General features: G+C 66.7%; 21 protein-coding genes. 6 read left to right on the top strand and 15 right to left on the bottom strand.

Going from position 1 to position 21718, the window contains the following annotated elements; all coding sequences use genetic code 11:
• Positions 1 to 264: 264 nt before the first annotated feature.
• From ACFQ9R_RS06400 to ACFQ9R_RS06385, 4 genes are all read right to left on the bottom strand, one after another.
• Positions 265 to 1389, bottom strand: coding sequence for an NAD(P)H-dependent flavin oxidoreductase (locus tag ACFQ9R_RS06400; protein WP_378989281.1), 1125 nt, complete (start codon positions 1387 to 1389; stop codon positions 265 to 267).
• Positions 1390 to 1433: 44 nt separating this feature from the next.
• Entirely contained in the window at positions 1434 to 2786 is a 1353-nt protein-coding gene (locus ACFQ9R_RS06395) for a wax ester/triacylglycerol synthase family O-acyltransferase (RefSeq protein WP_378989280.1), read from the bottom strand.
• Between the two features lie 287 nt (positions 2787 to 3073).
• Positions 3074 to 3940, bottom strand: coding sequence for a hypothetical protein (locus ACFQ9R_RS06390; RefSeq protein ID WP_378989279.1), 867 nt, complete (start codon positions 3938 to 3940; stop codon positions 3074 to 3076).
• 67 nt (positions 3941 to 4007) lie between these two features.
• Positions 4008 to 4457 (bottom strand): MarR family transcriptional regulator, encoded by a 450-nt coding sequence (locus tag ACFQ9R_RS06385; RefSeq protein ID WP_364402674.1) that lies wholly within the window; start codon positions 4455 to 4457, stop codon positions 4008 to 4010.
• 106 nt (positions 4458 to 4563) lie between these two features.
• On the opposite strand from ACFQ9R_RS06385, the gene ACFQ9R_RS06380 reads away from it, so the two are divergent.
• Positions 4564 to 5742, top strand: coding sequence for an MFS transporter (locus ACFQ9R_RS06380; protein WP_378989278.1), 1179 nt, complete (start codon positions 4564 to 4566; stop codon positions 5740 to 5742).
• Between the two features lie 63 nt (positions 5743 to 5805).
• On the opposite strand, the gene ACFQ9R_RS06375 is transcribed toward ACFQ9R_RS06380, so the two are convergent.
• Together ACFQ9R_RS06375 and ACFQ9R_RS06370 are read right to left on the bottom strand one after the other, a co-directional pair.
• Positions 5806 to 7518: a cutinase family protein gene (locus ACFQ9R_RS06375; protein WP_378989277.1), complete on the bottom strand. Its 1713-nt coding sequence runs from the start codon at positions 7516 to 7518 to the stop codon at positions 5806 to 5808.
• Positions 7519 to 7606: 88 nt separating this feature from the next.
• Positions 7607 to 8587, bottom strand: a complete 981-nt coding sequence (locus tag ACFQ9R_RS06370; protein ID WP_378989276.1) for a LysR family transcriptional regulator — start codon at positions 8585 to 8587, stop codon at positions 7607 to 7609.
• Between the two features lie 79 nt (positions 8588 to 8666).
• On the opposite strand from ACFQ9R_RS06370, the gene ACFQ9R_RS06365 reads away from it, so the two are divergent.
• Entirely contained in the window at positions 8667 to 9581 is a 915-nt protein-coding gene (locus ACFQ9R_RS06365) for an NAD(P)H-binding protein (protein ID WP_378989275.1), read from the top strand.
• Between the two features lie 45 nt (positions 9582 to 9626).
• On the top strand, positions 9627 to 9992 hold the full coding sequence (locus ACFQ9R_RS06360) for a darcynin family protein (protein WP_378989274.1): 366 nt from the start codon (positions 9627 to 9629) through the stop codon (positions 9990 to 9992).
• An 83-nt stretch (positions 9993 to 10075) separates the two neighbouring features.
• Here the strand turns inward: ACFQ9R_RS06360 and ACFQ9R_RS06355 are convergent, their stop codons facing one another.
• On the bottom strand, positions 10076 to 11215 hold the full coding sequence (locus ACFQ9R_RS06355) for a cation:proton antiporter (protein WP_378989273.1): 1140 nt from the start codon (positions 11213 to 11215) through the stop codon (positions 10076 to 10078).
• Positions 11212 to 11589 carry a hypothetical protein gene (locus ACFQ9R_RS06350; RefSeq protein WP_378989541.1) on the bottom strand — a complete coding sequence of 126 codons (378 nt, stop codon included), beginning with the start codon at positions 11587 to 11589 and terminating at the stop codon, positions 11212 to 11214. The genes ACFQ9R_RS06355 and ACFQ9R_RS06350 overlap by 4 nt, the downstream gene beginning before the upstream one ends.
• A 142-nt stretch (positions 11590 to 11731) precedes the next feature.
• On the opposite strand from ACFQ9R_RS06350, the gene ACFQ9R_RS06345 reads away from it, so the two are divergent.
• On the top strand, positions 11732 to 12025 hold the full coding sequence (locus tag ACFQ9R_RS06345; RefSeq protein ID WP_378989272.1) for an SgcJ/EcaC family oxidoreductase: 294 nt from the start codon (positions 11732 to 11734) through the stop codon (positions 12023 to 12025).
• Positions 12026 to 12048: 23 nt separating this feature from the next.
• On the opposite strand, the gene dnaB is transcribed toward ACFQ9R_RS06345, so the two are convergent.
• The 5 genes from dnaB to rpsF all read right to left on the bottom strand — a co-directional run bounded on the left by dnaB (position 12049) and on the right by rpsF (position 16930).
• A complete protein-coding gene (dnaB, locus tag ACFQ9R_RS06340) occupies positions 12049 to 14643 on the bottom strand; it encodes a replicative DNA helicase (RefSeq protein ID WP_378989271.1) in 2595 nt (864 codons plus the stop codon).
• 583 nt (positions 14644 to 15226) lie between these two features.
• Positions 15227 to 15679 (bottom strand): 50S ribosomal protein L9, encoded by a 453-nt coding sequence (gene rplI / locus ACFQ9R_RS06335; RefSeq protein ID WP_378634861.1) that lies wholly within the window; start codon positions 15677 to 15679, stop codon positions 15227 to 15229.
• A 17-nt stretch (positions 15680 to 15696) separates the two neighbouring features.
• Positions 15697 to 15948 carry a 30S ribosomal protein S18 gene (gene rpsR, locus ACFQ9R_RS06330; protein WP_056823934.1) on the bottom strand — a complete coding sequence of 84 codons (252 nt, stop codon included), beginning with the start codon at positions 15946 to 15948 and terminating at the stop codon, positions 15697 to 15699.
• 32 nt (positions 15949 to 15980) lie between these two features.
• Positions 15981 to 16553 (bottom strand): single-stranded DNA-binding protein, encoded by a 573-nt coding sequence (locus ACFQ9R_RS06325; RefSeq protein ID WP_378904447.1) that lies wholly within the window; start codon positions 16551 to 16553, stop codon positions 15981 to 15983.
• A gap of 89 nt (positions 16554 to 16642) precedes the next feature.
• Complete coding sequence (gene rpsF, locus ACFQ9R_RS06320) at positions 16643 to 16930, bottom strand: 30S ribosomal protein S6 (protein WP_056823926.1); 288 nt, start codon at positions 16928 to 16930, stop codon at positions 16643 to 16645.
• 170 nt (positions 16931 to 17100) lie between these two features.
• Here rpsF and ACFQ9R_RS06315 point away from each other — a divergent pair, with 170 nt between their 5' ends.
• A complete protein-coding gene (locus tag ACFQ9R_RS06315) occupies positions 17101 to 18477 on the top strand; it encodes a hypothetical protein (RefSeq protein WP_378989270.1) in 1377 nt (458 codons plus the stop codon).
• A gap of 60 nt (positions 18478 to 18537) precedes the next feature.
• On the opposite strand, the gene ACFQ9R_RS06310 is transcribed toward ACFQ9R_RS06315, so the two are convergent.
• The gene (locus tag ACFQ9R_RS06310) at positions 18538 to 19647 is read right to left on the bottom strand and encodes a DUF475 domain-containing protein (protein ID WP_378634866.1); all 1110 of its coding nucleotides are present in this window, start codon (positions 19645 to 19647) and stop codon (positions 18538 to 18540) included.
• 69 nt (positions 19648 to 19716) lie between these two features.
• Entirely contained in the window at positions 19717 to 20292 is a 576-nt protein-coding gene (locus tag ACFQ9R_RS06305; RefSeq protein ID WP_062990541.1) for a TerD family protein, read from the bottom strand.
• A gap of 287 nt (positions 20293 to 20579) precedes the next feature.
• Between ACFQ9R_RS06305 and ACFQ9R_RS06300 the strand changes: the two genes are divergently transcribed.
• Entirely contained in the window at positions 20580 to 21698 is a 1119-nt protein-coding gene (locus tag ACFQ9R_RS06300) for a hypothetical protein (protein WP_378989269.1), read from the top strand.
• Positions 21699 to 21718: the final 20 nt, after the last annotated feature.

The raw sequence follows: 21718 nt of genomic DNA, 5'->3' as shown, positions 1-21718 counted from the left end.
GTCACCGCCGTCCGCAACCGCTGGGCAATGCTGCGGGACGGTGTCCGAACACCGCCCCGCAGGGTAGATACGCCGAGTGTAGTGCCTCTTCCGCGCAATGAATGGACCCAGCAAACGCGGATGGAATCGGACCGCATCCCGAGATCTCGCGACTACATGGGTAACTCACCGGGAACGGGCTCACCGGCGAGGCTGGGAGCTCGCCGCGTCGCCGACTACCCCGGCACTCGAGTCTGGCTGGAAGTTCCCGGAGAGGCGGACCAGCTAGGAGTCCCCGGCGAGGCGGACCAGCCGGTCGTAGGCGGTGACGTATTCCTCGACGAGGCGGTTGACCACGTCGGCGCTGCGTTCGACCTTGTTCATCATGCCGACCACCTGGCCGACCGGGTTGAAGTTCACGTCCTTGGCGGCTTCGGGGTAGCGGTGGCCGCGCTTGACGCCGTCGAGGGCCACCATCATCTGCAGCGGCATCGGCAGCGGGTCGGGGGTGTCGGTGGACTCCCAGGCGTCGGTCCAGTCGTTCTTCAGCATGCGGCACGGCTTGCCGGTCCACGAACGCGAGCGGACGGTGTCGTGGCTGGTCGCCTCGAGGTAGGTGTCCATCTGGGCGGGCGGCACATTGGCCTCCTCGACGGTGAGCCACAGCGACCCGGTCCACGCGCCCGCCGCGCCCATCGCCAGCGCCGCCGCGACCTGCGCGCCGTTGCCGATGCCACCGGCGGCCAGCACCGGTACGTCGCCGATCGCGTCGATCACCTGCGGCCACAGCACCAGCGAGGACACCTCGCCGCAGTGCCCGCCGCCCTCGGTGCCCTGGCACACCACGAAGTCGAGGCCGGCCGCCTTGTGGTTCATCGCGTGCTTGACCGAACCGCACAGCGCGCCGATCACCCGGCCGGAGTCCTGGATGCGCTTGACCACGTCGTCGGGCGGGGTGCCCAGCGCGTTGGCGACGAGCTTGGCCTTGGGGTGGTTCAGGATGACGTCGACCTGCGGTCCCGCGGTGGTCGCGGTCCAGCCGAGCAGCTCGTTGTGGTGCTCACCGTCGGGCAGCGCGGGCACGTTGTGGTCGGTGAGGATCTGCTGGGCGAAGTCGCGATGGCCCTGCGGAACCATCTGCGCCAGCTGCTTTTCCAGCTGTTCGGGGGTGAGCCCGTCGACGCCCTTGCCCTCGTACTTCGACGGGATCACCAGGTCGACGCCGTAGATCCCGGTGACGTGTTCGTCGAGCCAGGCCAGCTCCACCTCGAGCTGTTCGGCGGTGAAGCCGACCGCGCCGAGCACCCCCAATCCGCCCGCGTTGCTCACCGCCGCCACGACGTCGCGGCAGTGGGTGAAGGCGAAGATGGGGAACTCGATGCCGAGCTGTTCGCAGAATTCGGTACGCATACCGAACTGTAACACGTTCTAGTTTGGTCGAGAACGGTTAATTTCTACAGCGCGGCATCCTCCAGCGCGGCCAGCGAATCCTCGAGGTGATCGAGCAGTCGATGCAGGTCGGGCAGCGTGCGACGGCAGCCGACCAGACCGAAATCGAGGTTGTCACCGCTGGAGGTGAGCGTGATGTTCACGGCCTGCCCGTCGAGCGGGATCGACAGCGGATAGGTGGCGTCCAGACGCGAACCGTTCCAGTACAGCGACTCGCGCGCTCCGGGCACATTCGAGATGACGATATTGAACGGTGGCGTCGCCACCGAGGCGAACCCGGGCAGCAGCATCGCCGCCATCGGACTCAACATCACCCCGGCCATCGCCAGTGTCTGCGCCGGGGTGAGCGAGTGGTACACCTCCTTGTTGCGACGCGTCGACTCGCTCACCACCCGCAGGCGTTCCATCGGGTCCGCGATATCGGTGCCCAGATTGCACAGCAGCGCCGCGACTTTCACGCCCTGGCTGTCGACGTCGTCTTCCTCGCGCAACGACATCGGCACCATCGCGATCATCGGCTTGTCCGGCAAGGCGTCGCGCTCGAGCAGGTAGGCCCGCAGCGCGCCCGCCGACATCGCCAGCACCACATCGTTCACGGTGGCCCCGGTCGCCTTCTTCACCTGCTTGACCCGATCCATCGACCAACTGCGCACCGCGCATTTGCGGGCACCGCCGATCGGCACGTTGAACAGCGTGCGCGGCGCCTCGAACGGCAGGGTGAGCTGCTGCTGCACCAGACCGGTGCGGGTGGCCTTCATCAACGCCGTGGTCGACGAGCGCGCCGATGTGACGGTATCGATCAGGCTGCCGAGCCGGGATTTGCCGGGGCGCGGCGGGCCGAGCTTGCGCGGCAGGTTCCACGGCCGCCTGAGCTCGGTCGCGAACGGGTCGGTGGTCAGCGTGCGCCGCATGAGGCGCTGGGCCGAAACGCCGTCGACCAGTGCGTGATGCATCTTCGAGTAGAGCGCGAAGCGCCCGTCGGCCAGGCCCTCCACGAAGTGCAGCTCCCACATCGGGCGGTGCCGGTCGAGCAGGGCGCTGTGCAAAGTCGACGCGTGGTCGAGCAGCTGGTCGATATGGCCCGGCCCGGGCAGGGCGCTGCGCTGCACGTGATAGTCCAGGTCGACGTCGTCGTCCTGGGTCCACGCCATCTGCGGTGCGCCCAGCCAGGTGGCGGGCCGCTTGCCGAACGTGGGCCGAACGGTCTTGTCGGCCAGCAGGGCCGCGCGGAACTCGCGCAGGTAGTCGGGCCCGGCGTCCTCGGGCGGTTCGAATAATTGCAGTGAGCCGACGTGCATCGGGTGCTCACGAGATTCCGCGAGCAGGAACAGCGCATCCAACGGCGCGATGAGATCCATGAAAGATCGCCCCCTGACGAGAGTGGATCGGTGCAAAGTCTTCAGACGATCGACCACGCTGTCGGGTTCGGCACCCCTGCGTGCCGTATATCCAAGTTACCCGTCCGTCCGGGGTCACGTCAGCTGAACGCCCGGACCATCACGAACTCCATGGTGTTCACCGGATGTTCAGCTCGCGGAAGAGTACTGGATGCTCGAGCTGAGCGAACACGGCGCGCCGTGGATGAGTAGAGCTCGACGAAAGCAGGCCGCGACACCACATGTCGCGGCCCGATTTCTTGTTCGGGTCAGACTTTGACGGTCTGCGCTTCGCGCGGGTCGACGGCGTCGCGCGGATCGTCTTCCTGCGGTGTCTCATTCGTGAGTTGCGCCTCGATGAGCTGCGGTGCCTCGGTGGGCTGTTGCGGCTCGGTCGACTGCTCGGGCTCGGCCGTCGGCTCGGGCTCGGTGGGCTTTTCGGTGGTGACTTCCTCGAATGCGACTTCTTCCGAACGGGTTTCGGCGACCACCGGCTGCGGCGCCGGAACCGGGTCCGCCCCGCCACCTTTCGAGGCGATCTCGATACCGAGCTCGATGCGCGTCGTCTCGACCAGCGCACGCTCCTGTTCGGCGGCATGGCGCATCGCCTTCTGCCACAGCGACGCCATCTGCTCCAGCTCCTCGACGGTCGCCTCCACGTCGATGTGCAGTTTCAGCCGCTGCATCGTGATGTGCTGGGCGGCGGTGAGGGTGCGCAGCAGGTCTTCGCACTTGTTGGGAATCCGGCGATGCGCCACCACCCGAAGACGAGTCAGCGTGCCGCCCGGGCGATCCCAGATCACCTTGTGGATCTGCGCACTGACGCTGTCGATCTCGTCGGTGGTGACCAGATCCCATTCACCGCAGGTGGTCAGGTCGGCGCGCACCGAGGCCGACATCTCCAGGATCGAGGCGACCGCGGCGAGCACCGCCTCGCGGCGCCACGCCTCGTGATCGCGCTGGTCACCCACCATGTTCGACAGTTCGACATTGCGCTGTGCGGCGTCGAGTGCCTGCCTGCCGCGCTCGTCGGCGGCCGCGATTCCTTCCCGGTGGGTTCGGTTGTTGGCGATGACGCCGACCAGAACTGCGCCGGCGACGGGGAGCGAGCCGAGGAGTGGGAGCCACTGAGTCACCCAGCGATCATTGCACCGGTGCTCGCAACAGTCACCATGATCGGCGCGTTGGTATCGATGTCGCGTGTCAGCTCGGCGCCGGAACCCGGTGCAGAAAACCGACCAGGGGGGCGAGTTCCGGGATCTGCTCCGCGTCGGCGAGTGCCTTCTCGAGTGCTCGATCGTGGGTCGGTTTCGCCTTTTCGTAGGCGGCCCTGCCGGTTTCGGTGAGTTCGGTGTAGATGCCGCGGCGGTCGTCGGCGCACAGTACGCGCACCAGGAAGCCGCGGTCTTCCAGCCGGTTGACCAGCCGGGTGGTCGCGCTCGCCGACAGTGCGGCCGCGCGGGCCAGCTGGGAGATCCGCATGTGCCAGCCGTCCTGCCGGGCCAGTGCGTCGAGCACGGTGAACTCGACGATCGACAGCTCGTGTTCGCGCACCAGCTCGCGCTCGAGTGCGGTCTCGATGTGCCCGTGCAGCGCGGCCAGGGTGCGCCAGCCGGTCGCCCGTACCTCGATGGCGTCATCAGCAATACCCATGCGCCGAGTATAGCTGGCGGTTGCAATATAGCGCGTGTGCAATTATCGTCGGTCATCGTTAGTTGCACACGCGGGTAATCGGCCCCTGATGGAAAGAAGCGTTCACATGCCACTCGGTCTCATCGCTCTCGCGCTCGGGGGCTTCGGCATCGGACTCACCGAATTCGTCATCGCGGGGCTGCTCTCCCCGGTGGCGGCCGACCTCGGCGTCTCGGTGCCCACCGCCGGTTACCTCATCTCCGGGTACGCGCTGGCCGTCGTCATCGGCGCGCTCGCGCTGACCCCACTGGTCAACCGGTGGGAGCCCAAGCGGGCATTGCAGCTGCTCATGGTCCTGTTCACCGTCGGCAACGCGGCCTCGGCGCTGGCTCCCGGCTACGCCGCGCTGCTCGGCGGGAGGGTGCTCGCGGCCCTCGCTCACGGTGCGTTCTTCGGCATCGGGGCCGTGCTGGCCTCCTCGCTCGTCGCGCCCGAGAAGAAGGCCGGCGCCATCTCGATCATGTTCGGCGGGCTCACCGTCGCCAATGTTCTCGGCGTTCCGCTGGGGACGTTCATCGGCCAGCAGTGGGGCTGGCGGGCCACGTTCGTGGTGATCACCGTGGTCGGGCTGGTCGCGCTGGCCGGCATCACCGCGCTCGTCCCCGACGCGCCCGCCACCCGCGAACGCCCGAACCTGCGGGCCGAGTTGTCGGTCTTCCGCAACACCCAGGTCTGGTACTCGCTGGTCATGACCGTGCTCGTGTTCGGCGGGATGTTCGGTGCCTTCATGTACATCGAACCGCTGCTCACGCGCGTCACCGGCTTCTCCGAAGCGATGGTGCCCTGGCTGCTGGTGCTGTTCGGGGTCGGCCTGTTCTTCGGCAATCTGCTCGGCGGCCGCTGGGCCGACCGCGCACTCACCCGCACCCTGCTCGCGCTCACGCTGGCCCTCGCGCTCTCGCTGGCGGCATTCGCACTGCTCGCCGACTACCGGATCGCGGCACTGCTGTTGCTCCCCGCCATGGGATTCTTCGGCTTCGGCGCCACCCCCGGTCTCCAGATGCGGGTGCTCGACAATGCCGGTGCCGCACCGACTCTCGCCTCGTCGGCCAATATCGCGGCCTTCAACGTGGGCAACTTCCTCGGCGTGTGGCTGTCCGGGCTGGCGATCAGCGCCGGGTTCGGCTGGGTGTCGCCGCTGTGGGTCGGGATGGGATTCGCGGTCACCGGGCTGCTGGTGTTGGTCGCCGCGACTCGCGGTGAACGCGCCGTTCGGCCTTCGGTCCCCGAACCCGTCTCGGTCTAGACAGACGAAAATCCCCGGTGGGCAGCGGATAACGCTGCCCACCGGGGATTTCGTGGTTCGGGACTAGTTGGCCGACGGGGTGGTCGTCGGGGCAACGGTGGTGGTCGGCTCGACCGTCGTGGTGGGAGCCACCGTCGTGGTCGGGGCGACCGTCGTGGTGGGGGCCACGGTGGTCGTCGGGGCCGGAGCGGCCGCCTGGTTGGTCGCCGGTTCCGGTGTGGTCGTCGACGGTGTGGTCGTCGACGGGGCCACCGTCGTGGACGGTGCCGTGGTGCTGGTGCCCGTCTTGGACGTGGTGCTCGGCTTGGGGCTGGTCGTCGTCGACTTCGCGGAGGTCTTGGACGTGCTGGTCGGCGCGGTGGTGGTCGTCGCGGGCTTCGTCGGAGCCGCCAGTGCGGCGGTCACCGAGGCATCGTCCGGCGCGGCCTTCGTGTCGATGGTCTCGCCCGCCTGCGCCTGCTTGGCCAGGTGCGTCAGCCAGGCTGCCGCGTACTCCGCCGAGGTCAGCGGCTTGCCGTTCGCGGCGTCGGAATCACGCCAGTAGTCGAAGTGGTGACCGGTGCCGTTCGGGCCGAGAGTCAGCTGGTAGGGATCGTTCATCACCACCGGGATCGTGTTCTGGTTCGTCACGATCAGCCCCACGATCTCGTTGAAGATCTTCTGCGGCAGGTACGCCAGCGGCGAGAGCTGCTCACCGGCGATCACGTCGGCCTTCGCGGGCGTGGTGGTCTGTCCCGGCTTGTAGTCCGGGTCCGACACCTTCAGCAGCACGTCGAGGAAGGTTTCGTCGCTGGCCATCCAGTTCGGGTTCGAGCCGATGTCGGAGAACGCGGCCATCGCGATCCGGCCCAGCGTGAACGCCATGTCCTGGCCCATCGCCGGGGTGATCGCCGTGATGCCGTTGCGTTCCAGGTCGGCGCGCTGCAGTTCGTCGATATTGATCTGACGACCCACATTGGCGGCCAGCTGCAGCAGGGAGATGTTGTCCGGTGCCGCGCAGGTGAGGTCGCCCTCGGAGCAGAAGGAGGCGATCTTGCCGTTGAGCGCACCGAAATCAGCGCCCGTGGTGACGCCCTGACCCGAGATCGGGGTCTTGCCGTCCTGGTACTTCTGGTCGAAGTTGTCGGGGCGCGCGAACGGGTCGTCCGCACCGAGGAAGGTGCCGTCGCCTGCCTTGCGGCCCGGATCGGCGAACATCACCACGCCGAGCACGTCGTCCGGGTTCACGGTCGCGTACCCGTCGGCGGGGTCGTCGTTGCCGATGCCCTCGGCCACCCGACGCACCACATCGGCGCCCTCGCTGTAGCCCACGATCGAGAATTTGGTGTCCGGGCAGGCCGCCGAGATCTCGCGCATCACCTGCTGGGTGTTCTCCACACCCCGGTTGACCGCGTCCTCATAGCTCGCCAGATCGGCCGGGTAGGCGATGTACACCGCCGCGTAGTCGCCCTCGGCCACGTCGTCACGCGGGGCGTTCACCACCGGATCCACCCACACACTGCTGTGGTCGCCCGACAGCGCGGCGGGCAGCGGATTCCCGTTGGCATCGAGCAGCATCGCCGTCGTGCCCTCGACCGGGGTGTCGTTGCGTCCGGCCACCGAGATGGTCACCATCTCGCGGCACTCCGTCACCGACGTCGTCAGCTCGTAGCTGGGTGATTTCGGCTGCGACGTCACCGCGAAGGACGCGGCGACAATCGCCGCGACACCCAACGCCGCAGGCGCGGCAACAGCTGAAGCAATGCGATGTTTCGCGAGAAACTCACGCAGATTCATATGTGATCCCGTTCGAATGACCTACAGGTGGGCAGGCCCCCCGACGGGCCGCATGTCACGAACAATGTCGCGCCCACCAGCAAGATCGTTACTGACGCAAACGGGAAGCCCTGCCCCCATTTCCTGGGTCATGCGCGATCGCTCTCACCGAGAAGGTCCGGCGGATGGCGTCGCGGAGCCACTGGTGGGCGCCGTCGGCGGTGTGCCGGGGGTGCCAGGCCATGCCGATCGTGAGGGGCGGTAGGGCCAGGGGGATGTCGAGCAGACGCAGGCCGAGGGCGGTCGCGTCGTCGGTGAGGGGCGACGGTTCGGCGCCGGGGAGCGCGGCGGGGACCAGGCAGACGATGTCGGAGCGGGCGGCGAGGGTCATGGCGGCCAGGTGGCTGGGCAGGACGACGCTGACCCGCCGCCGCAGGTTCTGCTCGGCCAGCGCCGCGTCGAGCGGGCCGGTGAATCGGCCACGGCGGCTGACCGCGACGTGTTGGGCGGCCGCGAGCCGGGCCGGGGTCAAGGGTTCTTCGGTCAGGTGGTGGCCCGGTCGGACAGCGGCCACCATGCGCAGCGTCACCAATTCCTCGACCTGGGTTTCGGGATCGACGTGATCGATGGACCCGACCTCCAGATCGAGCCGGCCGTCGCGCAGCGCGGATCCCGCCTCCCACTCTTCGGCCAGCAGCCGGAACGAGACCCCCGGCGCCTCCTGTGCGGCCAGCGCCAGCAGCCGGGGCGCCAGCGCCGCGCCGACCAGGTCGGCGGTTTGGACGGTGAAGGTGCTGCTCAGACCGGCGGGATCGACGCCGGAACCGGGACTGAGCAGTGCTCCGAGACTCCGCACCACCGCGGCGGCTTCTTCGCGCAGGGCCTCGGCACGCGGGGTGGGGACCATGGTCTGTCCGGCCCGGACCAGGAGGGGATCTTGGAGGATGCGGCGCAACCGGGCGAGGGTGCGGCTCATCGCCGCGGGCGAGGTGTGCAGGCGGGCGGCGGCGCGGGTGACGCTGTTCTCGGCCAGCAAGGCGTCCAGCGCAAGGGCGAGATTGGCGTCGACGACCGGATCAGAGCTGTTCACCAGCATCATTCCATTTCAGTCAATAATTCAGTGCTGAAATTCCTATTGTGGCAATACGGGGTTCTCCGCAGGATGACGGGTGTCCCGATTCACCACTACCTGCGAGGCGAACATGATCGTCATCACTGCTCCCACGGGGAACATCGGCCGTCCCCTACTCGCCCAGCTCCTGGATTCGGAGGAGGAATTGCGGGTGATCGTGCGTGATCCCGCGCGCCTGCCCGACACCCCACGCGGACGCGTCGAGGTGATCACCGGCTCGCACGCGGACGCCCACGTCCTCGATCGAGCCTTCGATGGCGCGGACGCCGTGTTCTGGCTCGTCCCCCCTGATTCCTCCCGACCCCCGCACGACGGCTGGAGCGGTTTCACCAGCCCCGCCGCACGGGCGCTCGCAGCCCACGGTGTCGGCTGGGTCGTCGCGGTGTCGGCACTGGGCCGCGGTACCCCGCTCGCCGACCACGCCGGCTTGGTCACCGCGTCCCTGGCCATGGACGACCTCATCGCCGGGAGCGGCGTCGCCTACCGGGCATTGGCCAATCCGTCCTTCTTCGAGAACCTCCTGGAGGACATCGACTCGATCCGCGACAAGGGCGTGTTCGTCGATGTCGTCGACGCAAACCGCAAGGCCCCGATGGTCGCGGTCGCCGACATCGCGGCCGTCGCCGCCGAGCTGCTGCTCGACCGCTCATGGACCGGTACCGACAGCGTCCCCGTCCTCGGCCCGCAGGACCTCTCACCCAACGACCTGGCCCGCATCATGACCGAACAGCTCGACCGCCCCGTCCGTTACGAACGTCAGTCCCTCGACGAACTACACACCACTCTCGTGGGCTACGGCCTCGACGCGGCGTTCGCCCAGGGAGTCGTCGACATGAAGCGAGCCAAGGACCAGGGCCTCGACGCCGGTGTCACCCGCACTCCGGAAACGGCGTCTCCCACCAGCTTCGAGCAGTGGTGCGCCACCACCCTGAAGCCCGCTGTCTTCTCCTGAACCCACCCTCCGACCCGTACCACCAAAACCTTTGGAGACATTTTCATGCCCGCTGCGCACACCGAACCCCCGGTCACGGCATTCATGCTCGTCAAGACCACACCCGAATGGCTCGCCCTGACCGTCCCGGAACGTGTGGACGCCTTCACCACCCAGGTCCTGCCCGCCATCGAAGCCAAGACCACCGGTGTGCGGTCACGCTTCTACGACACCGAGTTCTACTCCGTCCGCGTCACCGATGTCTGGGTATGGGAAGCGGAAAGTCACCTCGCCTACCAACTGCTCATCGACGCCCTGCGCGAAACCCCTTTCTGGGACCGCTATTTCGAGGTCGTCGACCTCCTCGTGGGCACCGAGAACGGCTACGCGCGCACCTACGGTCTCGATACCGTCGCCACTATCAGCACCTGAAACCGATTGTCCGACTCAGTGTTCGGGTGCGCAATGCCGCCGATGCGGTGCTGCGCCACCCGTCCGGGGTGCTCTGGCGCGGCTCATGGACTGCTTGCCGGCGCTTTCGCCGCGAGTCGTCCGGCCGCTACCGTCGCCGCCGCGATGGTGCACAGCGCCGCCAGCATGATCGCCGAGCCCTCACCCGGCACGAGCACCCCCAGCTGACTGCCGACGGTCACCGCCGCGACCGGCACCCCGATCTGTGCCGCGGCGAGTGTGCCGTAGGCGACCGGCTGGCCGAGCAGTCGCGCCGCACAGTGCACGCCGACAGCCCCGAGGCCGAGTACCGAGCCGAGCAGGATGAACCGCGGGTGTTCCCCGAACTCGCGCAGATCGAGCCGGGCGCCGAGCCAGACGAAGAACAGCGGAGCGAGCAGCCCATCGCTGATCGCGAACACCTGCTTGGCCACCCGACGTGGTTCGCCGACACCGGCCACCGCCAACCCCGCCGCGAACCCGCCGAGCATGATCGACACGTGCATCGCGCTGGCCACCCCGCACAGCGCGAACACCAGAACCAGACTCACCCGCAGTTCCAGCGTGAATTTCCGGTCCTCGGACACCTCGTGCACCTGACGCTGCGCACCCGATGTCTGGAGATAGCGCAGCACGAAGAACATCACGGTCGCGCAGAGCGCCACGACCACCGCGCCGATCGCGGCTCTGCCTGCGTTCGCTGGATCGATCACCAGCGGCAGCGCGACGATGCAGGCGGTGTCGGCGATGGCCACCTGCGCGGTGAGCGCGAGCACCGGCGGCCCACTCAACCGCATCGAGTCGATGATGGGCAACGCCATCGCCGCGGACGACGACGCCATCAGCACCGCGTAGACCGCCGCGTGCCCGACGTCGAACGCCTGCGCCACCGCCCAGCCCGCCACCGCCGCGACCACGCCGACCAGCATGGCACGCACCACGCCGATACCGAGCGCGGTCCGGACCCGCGGATCACGCACCGGCACATGGGTACCCGCGGCGAACATCACCAGCGCGAAGCCCATGTCGGCGAGGAAGACGAAGATCGGATCGGTGGGGTCGAGGATGCGAAGACCGGTGGTGCCGAAGATGATTCCCGCGACGAGTTCGCCGAGCAGCACCGGCAGATACAGCTGTCTCGGCAGGGCGAGCAGTGGCCCGATCAACCCGAGCGCCACCACCAGCGCCAGGGTTGCGAACGTCATGGCATCGCGGCGATCTTGGCGGGGATCTCGACGTTCTCGTCGGCCCAGTACAGCGCGCACACACGGTGATAACCGTCGGCGATCAGCATCGGCACATTCGCGCGGCAGTCACCCCGCACCAGCAGGATCGGCGAGAGCTTCTTGCCCTCGTTCACCTTGAGCAGGTCTCTGCGCACATGCGGATTGTCCGGCGTGAGGGCTTCGAGCTGGGACGCCCGCAGAATGTCCTTCGCCTTCTTGACCACCACCGGCGCGGCCCTGAGCTCGGCCACGATCGCGTCGACCGTCGCCTTGTCGCCCAGCAGATCGAGATAGTCGGCGGCAGCGGGATAGTCATGATCTTCCGGAGCGGACTTCCACTCCACCTGCAGAATCTGGTCAGCCATCGACCCATCATCCGCCGCACCCGACCGATTCCCCGGGAGGTCGCCGGATGTCGCCGATCGGTTTCGCGATCGGTATCGGCGTCGGCGAACTCGGGCGGAAGGTCGGCTTCCGCGTTCACCAGAGAACGCGGTGGTCGGCAATGCCGTCGGCATGCTGATCAGCGGACACGACGCGCTGCTCGACGCGAACCGGCGCGGGCTGGCCGGATTCCTGAAGGACGAATACGTCCGATACGACGTCGTCGACGTGACCTTTCTGCGCCCGGATGTGGCCATCGCCCACAAGACCGCACGCGCCACCACCGCTGACGGCACCCTGATCGACACCGAACCGGCGATGGTCGCGCTGTATGTACTGGTCGAGCAGAACGGGCAATGGTGGACCGCCGCTCGGCAGAACACCCTGGTCCCGTCAGCGGGGTGATCCCACCGTGGCGCGGCGGCTGGTCAGCCGCGGGCCATATCGACGAAACGGCTGAGGTGCAGCTGGTGGGCGACGGTGATCGTGGCGGTCGGACCATTACGGTGTTTGCCGACGATGAGGTCGGCCTCGCCGCCTCGGGGGTCGTCGCGTTCGATGGCATCCGGCCGGTGGAGCAGGATGACCATGTCCGCATCCTGCTCGAGCGATCCAGATTCACGCAGATCGGACACCATTGGCCGCTTGTCGGTTCGCTGTTCCGGACCACGGTTCAGCTGCGAGATCGCGATCACCGGAACCTCGAGTTCCTTGGCGAGCAGCTTGAGGTGTCGCGAGAATTCCGAGACTTCCTGCTGACGTGATTCGACCTTCTTGCCCGAGCTCATCAGCTGCAGGTAGTCCACCACAACGAGTTTCAGGTCATGACGCTGCTTGAGCCGCCGCGCCTTCGCCCGAATCTCCATCATGGTCAGGTTCGGCGAATCGTCGACGAACAGCGGCGCCTCACTGATCTCACTCATCCGCCGAGCCAACTTGGTCCAGTCGTCATCGCTCATCCGCCCGGACCGCATATCACCGAGCTTGATCTTCGCCTCGGCGGAAAGCAGACGCATCACGATCTCGGTCCGGCTCATTTCCAGCGAGAAAATAACGCTCGCCATGCCGTGCTTGATCGAGCAGCTCCGCATGAAATCCATACCGAGCGTGGAATTGTGCGTCGGCACCATCGAGCGACCGGCCAGGTAGAGATGATCGGCATTGTCGACTTCGACGCAGCGCACGGGCACTGACTCGACGCGCCGCACATCGACAATGTAGCGGGAGTTCGATCGAGCCGTGCTCACCGCGGCGCGACGTTCCTTGTGCAGCAGCGCCTTCCGGTACAGACCGAACACCTCGTCATCCGTGGCGAACGTCAGTGTGTAGCACGTCGACGACTGCTCCGAACGGCCGCGCACCCGCTTTGTCGACACACCACAGCGATAGCCGAGGCTGACGACCAGTTCCTGAACATCGCGGAACAGTCGTTCGCTGGTGACCGCGAACTGGGCAGACCCGCCGTGGGTGACGGTCCCGTCGGTGTCGAGCAGACCTGCCAGGAGTGCCCGACGCTGAGATTCGGACGAGCGCAGGTAGGCAGTAGGAATGTGCTTGTCACCGAGTACCCCGAGCGTGCGGAGCCGGGCCTGCACGCTGCCGACCGAATTCCGGCACGACTGGCACAGACGCAAACCGATCGATGGGCCGCCGCACTGCGAGCAGGTCGGCGCGGGAACGGGTTCGGAGACGAATCGTGCCTTACCGCCGCAGGAACGGCCGCAGGTACGGACCTCGCTGGTGAACGGAGTGAATTCGGTGCCGCACACCACGCAGGGGCGGGCCGCGACGGGTTCATCAGCGGGGAGCGTGAGCTGGAATCGCCATTGCGCCGATCGTGAAGGAACCGCCACGATGCCTTCGGCCTCGATACGCGCGATGATTTCCGGGTCGACGCTGGTGATCTGAGCTGCCGCGGAGGTGCCGTCGCCCAACCAGGCGCCCAGTGTGTAGGGCGGGACGAGAAGCTCGCGCTCAGGTAGTTGCAGTGGCTCCGCGTTGGTGACGGAGTGGTTGATCCTCTTGTCCGCGGTATCGCAACGCACGGTGTCGGCAATCTGTGCCGTGGTGCGGACTTCGGCGAACACCTGCGCTGAACGGCGTGACGCGCGCGTCTCGGTCAACCACTGGTGTTGCTCGTCTGCGACGAGCACTGTCCCATCGGAGAACTCGACCTCGTAGCACGGCCGGTCGACCATGACCTCGGTCACTGCGACGACGCGCGTCGGACGGCCCTGTGCATCGAGCAGATCCTCACCGACACGAACCTCACCCATGGTGGTCCAACCACCAGGCGTCGGCAGCGGAGTGTCCAGCGCCAGCGCCTTACCCACACCGGGTCGGGCCGCCACGATGATCATCTGCCCGGGATGCAGCCCGTTGGTGAGTTCGTCGAGTTCGGTGAAGCCGGTGGGGACGCCGAGGGAGATGCCGCCGCGGGAGGCGATGGAGTCGATTTCGTCCATGGTGGGCTGGAGGAGTTCTTCCAGCGGGGTGAAGTCCTCGGTGGTGCGGCGTTCGGTGACTTCGTAGATTTCGGCCTGGGCGCGGTCGACCACCTCGGCGACGTCCTGGCCGTCGGCGCCGGCGTAGCCGAATTGGACGATGCGGGTGCCCGCTTCGACGAGGCGGCGCAGGATGGCCTTTTCGGCGACGATCTCGGCGTAGAAGCCGGCGTTGGCCGCGGTGGGGACGGTCTGGGTGAGGGTGACCAGGTAGGGCGGGCCACCGATGCGCTTGAGTTCGCCGCGGCGGTCGAGGCCTGCCGAGACGGTGACGGGGTCGGCGGGTTCGCCGCGGCCGTAGAGGTCGAGGATGGTGTCGTAGATCGCCTGGTGCGCGGGGCGGTAGAAGTCGCCGGGGCGCAGCACCTCCACCACATCGGCGATGGCGTCCTTGCTCAGCAGCATGCCGCCGAGGACGGACTGCTCAGCGGCCATATCGTGCGGAGGCTGACGACCGAAGTCCTCGCCGGGGGGTTCAGGCGTGAACTCGGTTTGCGCGCGGTCACCGGTGGTTGTCACCAGGGGAGTCCTCTCTGCCCGCAGAACCGGGGTTTCACATCGATGTTCTCGTTGTACTCCCGGACACCGACACGGATGTCAGCAATCGGTTGCCTGCGTGATTCCCGGGGCCGCGCGCAGGGCAATGCGACGAACCTAGGCGACGTTTTCGGGACTCGCCAACCCGACATGTGCACACAACTGTGGATAACTTGGGGGTAGTTCACCCGTTGTTGTGCAGCGCCTGTGGAAAACATGGGGAAAACCCAGGTCAGTACGGTAAAACGCCCTGCTAGACCCCGGTTTGCCCAACTTCGTCCCTGTGGATGAAAGAAGTTCCGGCGTGTCGGTCGAGGTGAACAGCCGGGCGTGTTGGGTTAACAGCGATGGTGCAGGCTATGACTGGAGTCACAAATCTGCCGGTCGGTTTCCACAGTCATCCACAGGGTGAATAACCGGAGGTCGAGCGATACCCGACCGTGAGCCGCACAACACCACCCATACCGGTCGCGTTATCGGCTACCTACCAGTTATCGCAAAATCGCCCTGAAAAAGGCAAGCAGAAACCACCCCTGCGCACGCGCAGGGGTGGTTTCCGGCGAACTCAGTTCGCAGCAACCTCGAGGTTGAACTTCGCGGCCACATCGGGGTGCAGGTGCACCACGATGCCGTGCTTGCCGGTCGCCTTGATGTGCGACTTCGGCAGCTCGATGCTGCGCTTGTCGACCACGGGGCCACCGGCCGCCTTGATGGCCGAAGCCACGTCGGTGGTGGTGACCGAACCGAACAGCTTGCCGCTGTCGGCGGTCTTCACGGTCAGCGAAACCGCGGCGAGGCCCTCGATGGCCTGCTTCAGCTCGTTGGCGTGATCCAGGTCGCGCACCTTGCGGGCGTCCTGGGCGCGACGGATACCGTCGACCTGCTTCTGGGCGCCACGGGTGGCCTGAATGGCCAGACCGCGGGGCAGCAGGAAGTTACGGCCGTAGCCGTCCTTGACCTCGACAAGGTCGCCGGGGGCGCCGAGGTTGTCGACATCAGCGGTGAGGATGAGCTTCATCTGTGTGACTCCCTTTCTCAGCGAGCGGTCGACACGTAAGGAAGCAGAGCCACCTCACGCGAGTTCTTGACGGCGACAGCGATGTCACGCTGGTGCTGCACGCAGTTGCCGGTGACGCGGCGAGCGCGGATCTTGCCGCGATCGCTGACGTACTTACGCAGCAGCGTGGTGTCCTTGTAATCGATATTGACGATTCCGGACTTTGCTTCCTTGCAGAAAGCGCAGGCCTTCTTCTTCAGTACCTTTTCGCGCGCGGGCGCTTTAGGCATGGGTTTCTCTCCGTACTATGAGTGCCGTTCGATCAGAACGGCGGTTCGTCATCCATGCGGCCGCCGCCCCCGAAGGAGCCGGCCGCGGGCGCGCTACCCCACGGATCGTCTTCGCCACCGGCATTGCTGCCGCCGGCCGGACGTCCGCCGCCGTTGTTGGCGTTGTAGCCGCCTGCGCTAGATCCACCACCGGCATTACCGGAACCACCACTGAAGCCGCCACCGCCGCCTCCGCCACCGCGACCGGCCTTGGAGACCTTCGCCGTCGCGTAACGCAGCGAGGGACCGACTTCGTCGACCTCGAGCTCGACCACAGTGCGCTTCTCACCCTCGCGGGTTTCGTAGGAGCGCTGCTTGAGCCGGCCACTCACGATGACGCGAGCGCCTCGGGTCAGACTTTCGGCGACGTTCTCCGCTGCTTCACGCCAGATGTTGCAGCGCAGGAACAGAGCCTCGCCGTCTTTCCATTCGTTCGAATTGCGATCGAACACACGGGGAGTCGACGCGACGGTGAAATTTGCCACCGCCGCACCTGCGGGCGTGAAACGAAGCTCCGGGTCTGCCGTCAAGTTTCCGATGACGGTAATGACCGTGTCGCCTGCCATGGGGGTTCCTCCTGCTCGGGGTGCAGTCCGCATCTCGGGGATTTGCGCTCGAGCCTAAAGCCAGGCTCTGACAAATTCGAGGGTGCGGACTACTTGTCGTTGCGCAGAACCTTGGTGCGCAGCACCGTCTCGTTCAGGCCCAGCTGGCGGTCGAGTTCGCTCACGGTGGCCGGGGTCGCGGTCAGGTTGACGATCGCGTAAATGCCTTCGGCCTGCTTGGCGATTTCGTAGGCGAGCCGGCGGCGGCCCCAGATGTCGACCTTGTCGACGTTGCCGCCCTCGGTCTTGACGACCGTGAGCAGAGTATCCAGGGACTGCCCGACGATGCGCTCGTCCAGGCTCGGGTCGAGGATGACCATTACTTCATATTGACGCACGGACCAATCACCTCCTGTGGACTAGGAAACGGCCATGGACTTTCCATGGCAGGAGGGTTCGTTGCGTCAGCAACCCGCCAAGGCTACATGAGCGGGTGGTGACCAGCGAAATCGATGCCTGCCGCGGGTGTACCCGGGTGATCGGGACACCGCCGCATAATGTGGTCGCCATGACCACAGTCGGCCCGCGGCAGCACGCAGCACGACGCGGCGCGACGTGGGCCGCGGCCTTGAGCATCTTCGTGATGCTGCTGTGTGGCCTCACTCTCGCGCTGGCCTATGCCAACAAGGCCCGGTGCGCGGGCGGCGCGATCGATGAATCCGGTCGCAGTCTGGTATTCGAGGAGCGCAAGGATTCGGATGTCTGCTATTCCGACATCCAATTCCTGTGGCTCGGCCGCGATATCGACAATCACGTCTTCCCGTACGTGGACGGCGCGATCACCGAAGACGGTGCGCTGACGGGCGGCGCGGTGGAATACCCGGTGCTCAGCGGCGTGCTGATGTGGGCGGGCGCCATCGGGGTGGACAACGACGCCGACTTCCTGTGGCACTCGGCGCTGCTGCTCGCGCCGTTCGCCCTGCTCACAGCGTGGATGCTGGCCAGGCTCGCCGGCCCGGCGGCGCTGCTGTGGGCGATCGGCCCGCCGCTGGTGTTCTACGCCTTCCACAACTGGGAACTGCCGGTGGTGTGCACGGCGGTGGCGGCGGTCTACGTGATGACGATGCCGACCGGCCTGTCCGTGCGCACCCGCGGAATCATCGCCGCGGTGCTGCTCGCGCTGGGTTTCTGTCTCAAGCTCTATCCGGGAATCTTCGTGCTGCCGCTCGCGGTGTTCGTGCTCACCGAGGGCGCACCGCGCGGTCGTCGCCCGATCGGTGAGCTGGACGTGGCGGGTGCCGCGCAGACTCTGCTGGCCGCGATGGGCACGGTGGCGGCCGTGAATCTGCCGTTCGTGCTGGCCGGGGTGGAGGGCTGGCGCGCCTCGATCACGTTCCAGCAGCTGCGTCAGGCCGACATCACCACCAACTCGATCTGGTACTGGGGTCACCAGCTGATCTTCGGCCGCTCGGCGGAAACTACCCAGACCTGGCACGACGCGGTCGCGATCGCCTCGCCCGTCTTGATTTTCGGCGGATTCGCGCTGGCCCTGTGGCTGGGCTGGCGGCGCTGGACCCCCACTTCGGCGTATCCGTGGGTCGGTGTCAGCGCGGCGATGCTGGCCGCTTTCATGCTGTTCCACAAGGTGCATTCACCCCAGTACACCCTGTGGATAATTCCGTTCCTGGTGTTGCTGGAGGTGCCGTGGTCGCTGGTCGCGGCCTACCTGGTGGCCGACGCGGCGGTGGGCGTCGGGGTGTTCCGGTACTTCGCCGCGCTGGGCGAGGGCGAGGGCGTGGAGTTGATGGAAGGGATCGTCCAGTTCGGCGTGTGGTTGCGCACCGCGCTGTTGATCACCCTGTTCTTCCTCTTCCTGCGGGCGAGGGTGCGCGGCCCGCGCGTCGAGCCGAGCACCGCGCTCGGTCGCCAACTGCAACCCGCGTGAACGACAACGGCGGCGAATCCCCGAGGGGACTCGCCGCCGCTGTTGATCTTCGGCCGTGGATCAGCTGACCGGAGCGGACTCCTTGGCGTCCTCCACGGCGTCCGGCTCCGCCTTGCGGTTGCGCAGGACGCTGGAGACGAGCGCCGCGCCGATGAACGCCACGCCGATCAAGCCCGTGATGAGCTCGTTGACGTGCACGCCGATCGAGACGAGCAGGATCGCCGCCAGCGCACCGATCGCCCAGTGGGCGCCGTGCTCGAGGTACACGTAGTCCGACAGCGTGCCCTGGCGAACCAGGTACACCGTGATCGACCGGACGAACATCGCGCCGATCAGGCCGAGGCCGAGCGCGATGATGATCGGGTCGGAGGTGATGGCGAACGCGCCGATGACACCGTCGAAGGAGAACGACGCGTCGAGCACTTCCAGGTAGAGGAACAGGAAGAACGCGGCCTTACCGGTCGCCTTGACCAGCGTGGACGGGCCACCCTGCGGGCCCTCTTCGAACTCCTCGGTGTGGAACATCGAACCGAGGCCGTCGACCAGGATGTAGACGATCATGCCGAGCAGGCCGGAGACCAGCACGGTGGAGCGATCGTCGGCGTCGGCCAGGAACTCCGCGACCAGCACCAGACCGGTACCGGCGACGACCACCGACAGCATGTCGAGCTTGCCCGCCTTGGCCAGCGGCTTCTCGAGCCAGCTGAGCCAGGTGATGTCACGCTCTTCGAAGATGAAGTTCAGGAACAGCAGCGCCAGGAACATGCCACCGAACGCCGCGATCTGCGGGTGCGCGTCGGTGAGCAGGGTCTCGTAGCTCGGGCTGCCGTCAGGGAAGTAGGCGGCGTCGTCCACCGGCGGGTTCAGCGCCAGGTCGAAGGCCTCGACCGGGTTCAGTCCCGCGGTGACCCACACGATGGCCAGCGGGAAGATCAGACGCATACCGAACACGGCGATCAGCACGCCGACAGTCAGGAAGATCCGCTGCCAGAATTCGCTCATCCGTTCCAGGACGGTGGCGTTGATGACGGCGTTGTCGAACGACAGCGACACCTCGAGAATGCCGAGGATGGCGCACAGTGCGAGAGCGGTCAAGCCACCGTAGAGGTAGGCCACGACCAGCGAGAACACCGTGATGACGATGGACAGGCCGAAGATGCGCGTTATCACGCGGAGGGACCTTTCTGTTTCGCACGAACAGGGGGCCCGATGTGCCGAGCCCCCTGTTCGCGAGGGTGACTAGACGTTGACGCCGTAGTCGCGAGCGATGCCGGACAGACCGGAGGCGTAGCCCTGACCGACGGCGCGGAACTTCCATTCGGCACCGTTGCGGTACAGCTCGCCGAAGACCATAGCGGTCTCGGTCGAGGCGTCCTCGGACAGGTCGTAGCGGGCGAGCTCGGTGCCGTTGGCCTTGTTGACCACGCGGATGTAGGCGTTGCGTACCTGACCGAACGACTGTGAGCGAGTCTCGGCATCGTAGATCGATACCGGGAAGAAGATGCTCTCGATGGTCGGCGGGGTGTTGGCGAGGTCGACGTCGATGACCTCGTCGTCGCCTTCGCCCTCACCCGTGGTGTTGTCGCCCTTGTGCTCGATGGCGCCCTCGGGGGACTTCAGGTTGTTGAAGAAGACGAAGTGCTTGTCGGAGACGACCTTCTTGTCGGCGCCGGTCGCGATGGCGCTCGCGTCGAGGTCGAAGTCAGTGCCGGTGGTAGTGCGCACGTCCCAGCCGAGGCCGACCGAGACCGCGGTCAAGCCCGGAGCCTCTTTGCTCAGCGAAACGTTGCCGCCCTTGGACAGACTGACACCCATGCGGGAATCCCTTCGATTAGTCCGGTGTGTCGTTTCCCAGCATGTCCGAATCGCCGGGTACCGCTACGACAGTAATAGGTTTCGTGGATCTTGCGTAGGAACCGTCTGCAGCCCAGGTTAACGGGGTGAATCTCCTACCATCGACGGCAGTGAGTGGGCGAACCGCGGCCGTGGTTCGGAAAGGGGATGTGCCGGTGACACCTCGCAGACGCGGATGGTTCAGATCGGGGGCGGATCATGAGTGGATCAGCGGGGCGCGGGCCGCGGCGTCGGCCGCCTTTCTGGATATGGATCGCAGGCAGACGGCGGCGGAGGCGGGCGTGGTGGCCAGTGAGCAGGTCTTCCCTGACCGCCGGATCGGCGCGGTCTGGGAGCCGGTGCGGGCGCGGTGCTACGCCGCGGCGGGCGCGTATCTGAGTTTCACCGAGGAACTCGACGCCGCCGAGGCCGCGGGCACCCCGATCGCGGACGGTCCGGCCAGGGCGGACGCGCTGGTCCGGCAGCTGAACGAGGCCGCGCGTGGGGTCGACGATTTCTACAACGCGCACCGCGCCGGCCTCGCCGAAGCCGCGACTGTGCGAGCGTCGGTGCCGCAGTTGCTGACACACGTGCGGGCCGAGGCCGAGCAGGTGCTGGCCGCCGCGGCGTCGTCCGGATTCGCGAATTACCCCTCGATCTCCGCGGGTGTAAGGAGGCTGAATGAGGCTCTGATCACAGCCTCTTCCAGCGATCCCGGCACGTCGGTCGCGGCCGCGCGCGAGGCTGCGAATACGGTGCAAGAGGCGACGGCGGAACTATCGAATGCGTTGGCGCAGGCCCCTTCTCGTGCCTCGGCTGCCGCGAACGCGATCGCGTCGGTGACCACCCGCCTTGCTGCCGTCGGCAACCGTGCCGGCGCGCTCGGACCGGCCTACTCCGCGCTGCTGCGTGAGTTCAGTGCTGCGAGTTCGGCGGACTTGACCAACAATGAGCGGGAAAGCCGTCGTGGCATGGACGCCGCCGACGAAGCGCTGGTCGGCGCGCGCGTCGCGGCAGCCGATCGTGATCCGGAGACCGCCCTTGATTTGACCGCCACCGCACGCGCGTACCTCGCCGAGGCCGAGCAGTTGGTCGACGCCGTCACCCGGCGCCTCGAATTGTTACGTGAGGTACGTACCGACCCCGAAGCTCAGGCCCGCACCGTACGATTCCGGCTGCGGGACGCGCAGATGCTGGCGGTCGACCGAGGACTGGTCGCCGAGTGGGGCTCGGTTCTCGATGCACAAGCAGAACGCCTCGATCGCATCACCGCTGGACTTACTGGTCGCCACCCGGACTACTGGGCGTATGTTACCGAGCTGGGTACCGTCGCAGAGTTCATCGCGGGCGTAGTCGAGCGCATCAGAAAACACGCTTCCGAAAAGTAAGAAATGACATGGGTCGACAG

This window comes from Nocardia sp. NPDC056541, assembly GCF_042794235.1.
GTDB lineage: Bacteria > Actinomycetota > Actinomycetes > Mycobacteriales > Mycobacteriaceae > Nocardia.
This window is presented reverse-complemented; position numbering and strand designations above follow the sequence as displayed.